General features: G+C 58.1%; 5 protein-coding genes. 2 read left to right on the top strand and 3 right to left on the bottom strand.

Going from position 1 to position 5,054, the window contains the following annotated elements:
• A partial coding sequence (locus L9Z73_RS25030; protein WP_247406811.1) for a phosphopantetheine-binding protein occupies positions 1–258 on the top strand: 258 nt, incomplete at its 5' end.
• 114 nt (positions 259–372) lie between these two features.
• Positions 373–3,051 carry a hypothetical protein gene (locus tag L9Z73_RS25035; protein ID WP_247406814.1) on the top strand — a complete coding sequence of 893 codons (2,679 nt, stop codon included), beginning with the start codon at positions 373–375 and terminating at the stop codon, positions 3,049–3,051.
• A gap of 72 nt (positions 3,052–3,123) precedes the next feature.
• Here L9Z73_RS25035 and dsbG read toward each other — a convergent pair whose 3' ends face one another.
• The 3 genes from dsbG to L9Z73_RS25050 all read right to left on the bottom strand — a co-directional run.
• Complete coding sequence (dsbG, locus tag L9Z73_RS25040; protein WP_247406816.1) at positions 3,124–3,885, bottom strand: thiol:disulfide interchange protein DsbG; 762 nt, start codon at positions 3,883–3,885, stop codon at positions 3,124–3,126.
• Positions 3,861–4,706: a TlpA disulfide reductase family protein gene (locus tag L9Z73_RS25045; RefSeq protein ID WP_247406818.1), complete on the bottom strand. Its 846-nt coding sequence runs from the start codon at positions 4,704–4,706 to the stop codon at positions 3,861–3,863. The genes dsbG and L9Z73_RS25045 overlap by 25 nt, the downstream gene beginning before the upstream one ends.
• A partial coding sequence (locus L9Z73_RS25050; RefSeq protein WP_247406820.1) for a thioredoxin family protein occupies positions 4,706–5,054 on the bottom strand: 349 nt, incomplete at its 5' end. The genes L9Z73_RS25050 and L9Z73_RS25045, both read right to left, overlap by 1 nt.

Consider the following 5,054-nt stretch of genomic DNA (forward strand, 5'->3'; position numbering starts at 1 on the left):
CTGGGCGCCAACCGCGCCGAGCGGGGGCAGGGGCACTCGTTGCTGGCCACGCAGATCGCCTCCCGCGTGCAGAAGACCTTGCAACGGGATGTGCCGTTGCGGGCGATGTTCGAATGCAGCACGGTGGCGCAGTTGGCCGAGTACATCGATTGGCTGGCGGCGACTGCGATCAGTGCCGAGAAGGTGGATCGGTTGAGTGATTTGATGGCGGAGTTGGAGGGGGGGTTGAAGCAACCATTCATCGGAGAGATCGCGTAACTTTGTCAGAACTGTCAATTTTAACAGTAGGCGAGCGAGTATCAAAAGAGCTCACTAAAGGGCCCCCGGTCTCCCAGGCTGGGCCAATGACCCTTGAAACACGGAGTTCTTGTCATGGCTAAAGAAAAAGCAGCGCTTGAATCCGCCTTGAGTACTACCGATGCAAACAGGTCCAAACCGGCCAAGCCAAAAGCTCCGGAAGTTGATGCCCCGTCAATTTCCAGTGAGGTGGATAGCACTGTTGTTCCGTCCCGAATGCCGGGTTCATACCTGACCGTCGATTCACGCATGGACAGCTCGGCTATCACCGTTCACTTCAGCGCAAAGGAGGCGCCTGAGTTGGTACTTGAGGATATTGTGGACTCAAGCGGTGCCGCCGGGGCCAGGGAGATTGGTATTCCCTTGGATTACTTGACGAAGCTCATGGGGTTCACGGCCCTCATCTCATACATAGGAAAGTCGCAAGGGCAGGCAGTGGCTTCGCTGGTCAAGGAGGTGGGGATAACCTTTTACTCAGCCAGTGAAAGTGAAGACCTCGCACCTTACTTGCTCCACGAAAAAATCGTGCATAACACGCCCACCTATGACATGAAGGATCACACTGGCGATGAGACGGTTCTTGTGCCCGTCCCTTTTCTCGCCAAAGAGGGAGATAAGATCTACTGCACGGCGGTTACCGAGCAAGACGCGATTCCTCATCTTTTCTACACCGTGATTTATGATTATGCGTTAACCGCTGAGGAGGCAGTCCCGGGTTATGTACTTCAGTTTTCTATTGCACGTGGTTGGCTGGCAAGACGTAAGCCATGGCGATCACTCACCCTCCAATGCGCCTGGATCACGAGCGGCTTAGCGGCCCAGCCTCCCGCTGAAGTTGATCCTCACCTCGAGACGCGCCTACCGAGGAATGCTCTCGAAGTTCAACGTCGCCGCACCGCTGCCTTGATTGTTGATCCTGGCATTGAAAACATGCCACCTCCCCATCTGCAGCAGTCTGTGCTCTATAACGGTGAGTGGTGCCTTAACCCCGAACTCACCAGCGGAGGGGGGGATGTACACGCCTTCGGCCTGGACACGTATGCAGGCGACCAGGTTTGTTTCTATGCGAGTGGTGCCGATTACGGGCCAGAACCGCTTGGTTGTGTAACGATTGACGAGGATGGGAGTCTGGCGTCCGTCAAGCTGTCACCCTGTATCGTTGCCTGTTTCTTCAACAAACCGATGACGCTGACCTACACCCTTCAATTCCCCAATAGTGATGCACCACAATCCTCACCTGAACGGACGGTCAATGTTCTGGCGCCCCTACTGTTTCCCTCGGATATCGAAGACGCAACATTTGACACCCTTGATCTCAACACCTTCTCCGGTGACGCGACCGCTGTCGTACCTGTTTGGGACTACGCCGCGTGTTCTAAATGCTGTTGGATGTGGATCACCGGTGAGCATGAGGACGGTAGTGATTACCGGTTCGACGTGCTGATGGATGAGCCTGTCACGGATGACTGGCAGGCCCATGGGGTCGATACACCTATCCCGAGGGAAGAGCTGCAAAAACTGGCAGATTGCGTTGATTTTGAGTTGCACTTTGCGGTGAGTTTTTGTGAGGCGTGTGATCGAGCTCAGGCCATTGACGCTCCGGCGACAGCTTTTCATATCGTCCAGGAAGACTTGGTGTTGCTCAAGCCCAGGGTCAGTCAAGCGGTGGATGATGATTTGGAACCATACAATGGGCGCGATGGCATAGACGTCGTCGTCGACTATCAGCGTATGAGCCATCGGCACGAAATCAGCCTTTGCTGGTTGAAAAAGGATGGTAGCTGTTGGCTGTTGGCGCCCAAGCCCGGTACCCGGCCCGGGCCGGTCATCTTCGCCGTGCCGCGTGATGCGGTGATTGAAGCTATTGGTACAACGGTGACGATCAACTACACAGTGAGCAGCTCTTGCAAGTTGGCGACGTCGAACGATTTACAACTGAAGGTCGGTGTTCCTCACCGCTTACCAACCCCCGTGGTACTGCAAGCGACGCCAATCGCGACTCAGGATGGCATCCTGAAGTTAAGTGCGTTCACCGGGAACGCCGACATCGAGGTAGAGAAATGGTGGTTTATTCTGCTTGGGCAAAAAGGCTGGATGCGCGGAGTCGGAACGCGACAAAACGGCAATCCCTACACGTTCGATGTGTATCTGGCGAAGGCAGTGACGGACATTAGCGCGGGGATGGTGGATATAGTGCCGCGATCTCACTTGGCGGTCTTGAAGCACGACTCTTACTTAACTTTCACGTTCCACACCACACCTGATGGCAGTACGAGTGAAAGAAACGTGGTTACCTTCCCGTCGTTGAGGCTGATCTTCGACGCGGCGTACTACGATTTCACGTCGTTTATCAATTACGCGCGCAACGGCTGGCTTGACGGGGCGGCGAGTCAGGGCGAAAACCAACTGACCTACAAATTGGGTAAATATTGCATAGCCAACGGCACCGTAACCTCAGGTAGCTCGGGCGTCGTTTTGTATAAAGCCTTTACTGGGCTTGAGGCAGGACGCAGTTACCGCTTCAGTATGCTCGGCTGTTCTTACAACGGGGCCGCGCCACTTCCAGTATTGGCGCTGGCCGCTAATGGAAGCTACGTTACGTCAGCAATGACCTTCTCAATGTTCTGGCAAAAAATCGAAGGGATCTTTGTGGCCACTGGCTCATCAATGACATTGCAAGTTTATACGTTGGTCGCCTCTGGGGCGGATGGTAATGACTTTGCCATGACGGATCTTAAGGTGGAGCATGTATAGAATAGCGGTTGGGTCCTGATAGAAAACGCTCCAGCCATCGGCAGGAGCGTTTTGCATTGGGGTATCGGACGGTTATTTACTACCTAAAATCTTACCTAACTTATCCGGCGACGGCGCCCCTTGCTGTTGCTGCAACCCGCCCTTGTCATCCAGATAGAAAATCGCCGGCGTCGCCGACAACTCCAGCTCCTCCATCAACTTCATGTTGGCATCGAGCTTGGCTTCAATATTGGCAGGGATTTTGTCCAGCGCCTGCAACTTGCTGCCCTTGCCGGCGGCTTCGTGTTCTTGCAGGGCTTTTTGCGGGTCTTGGCTGGCCAGCAGGGCGGCGGATTTGCCTGGGCTGTCTTCGCGGATGATGCCGACCATGATGTGGCGTAACTGCACCTTGCCGGCCTTGACCCATGGCCGGGCCTGTTCCCAGAACATGTTGCAGTATGGGCAGTTGGGGTCGCTGAACAGGTAGACCGTGCGCGGCGCGTTGGTGTCGCCGTCCTGGATCCAGCTGCTTTTTTCCATCTTGGCCCAGACTTCCTTGGCCATCGGTGCGTACACCAGCTTTTCCAGGGGCGCGCTGCTCAGGTCATTGCCTTGGGCGTCGTACAGGTTGCCGGCGAGCACGCTTTTGCCGTCGGCGGTCAGGTACAGCGCCATGCCGCGGTTCTGGTACTGCGCGGCGTAGCCGGTGAGGCCGCTGGGGGCGTCGAACTTGCCGAGGATCTTGGCGCCCTTGGCTTCGATCTGTTTGATCGGTGCCGGCCAGTCTTCGGCCTGGGCCAGGGTGGCGGCCAGCGTCAGCGGCAGCAGGGTCAGCAAGTGGCGGAGGCGAGGCATGTCGGTTTCCTTTCAGTGGCGATGTCGAAGGGTTCCATGGCGCGGGCCAGGCTGGCCTGGGACAGTTCACCGAGGTGGCTGTTGATCAGGCGTCCATCGGCTTGGTAGAACAGCGTGGTCGGCAAGGCCATGGAGCCCACGGCCTGGCCGAGGCGGCCGCTGGCGTCGAACAATACGTTGTCCAGGGTCAGGCCCTGGGTGGCCAGGTAGGTGCTGACGCTTTGCATGCTTTCGGCCTGGTTGACGAACAGGAAGGTCACGTCGGGGCGTTGGCGTTGGGCGCGTTCCAGTACCGGCATTTCCCGGCGGCACGGCGGGCACCAGGTGGCCCACAGGTTGATCACCAGCGGGCCGCCCTGGTAGTCCGCCAGTTGCACCACCTCGCCATTCGCGTTGCGCAGGGTGATGTCCGGCAGGCGCGAGCCTTTGTCATACAGGCTCAGCGACAGGCTGGTCATGCCCCAGAACAGCAGGCCGGTGATCACCCCGGCACTCAACGGTTTGCGCAGGGCCGGGCGGCGCCAGCCGTACAGCAGCGCGCCGAGGATCAGTGCAATGACGCCGGGCCAGGCGAGAAAGCCGCCGTCGCGCAGGTCGACGATCTGCAACGGGTCGTTGCGGTAGTAACTCCAGTACATCAGCACAAAGCTGATGCGGGCTGCCAACATGCCCAGCAGGAACAGGTAGAACAGCACCGACTCCGGGTTCTCCCCCCCACGCTTGGCCACACGCCACCCCACCAGGGTGGCGAGAATCAGCGCGCTGATCAGCAGGATGTGATTCAGCGCGATGGCGAAGGTGCCGATGGTCAGGGTCAGCATCAGCGGGCGTCCCGCGTCTGGGTCCAGCGTTGCAGGAACGTATCGGCATCGACTTCGCCGGTGATGCGCCGGGCGCGGCGTTCTTCACCGTCCGGGCCGATCCATACGAAGCTCGGAGGCCCCGGCACTTTGTAGCGGCCGAGCAGTGCGCGGCTGGCGGCGTTGTCGGCGGTGACGTCGAGGCGCAGCAGGCGCACGTCTTTCAGGGCGTCCATCACGTGGGGTTTACCGAACACCTGTTTTTCCATGATCTTGCACGACACGCACCAGTCGGCGTAGTAATCGACCAGTACCCATTGGCCCTGGGCCTTGGCGCTGTCGAGCTGGCTTTGCAGCACGGAAAAACAG

This window comes from Pseudomonas emilianonis (genome assembly GCF_023072625.1).
Taxonomy (GTDB): domain Bacteria; phylum Pseudomonadota; class Gammaproteobacteria; order Pseudomonadales; family Pseudomonadaceae; genus Aquipseudomonas; species Aquipseudomonas paraveronii.

Excerpts from the sequence above, each read along its gene's own strand:
- L9Z73_RS25035 (WP_247406814.1), top strand. The coding sequence starts at position 373 with ATGGCTAAAGAAAAAGCAGCGCTTGAATCCGCCTTGAGTACTACCGAT.
- dsbG (WP_247406816.1), bottom strand. The coding sequence starts at position 3,885 with ATGCCTCGCCTCCGCCACTTGCTGACCCTGCTGCCGCTGACGCTGGCC.
- L9Z73_RS25045 (WP_247406818.1), bottom strand. The coding sequence starts at position 4,706 with ATGCTGACCCTGACCATCGGCACCTTCGCCATCGCGCTGAATCACATC.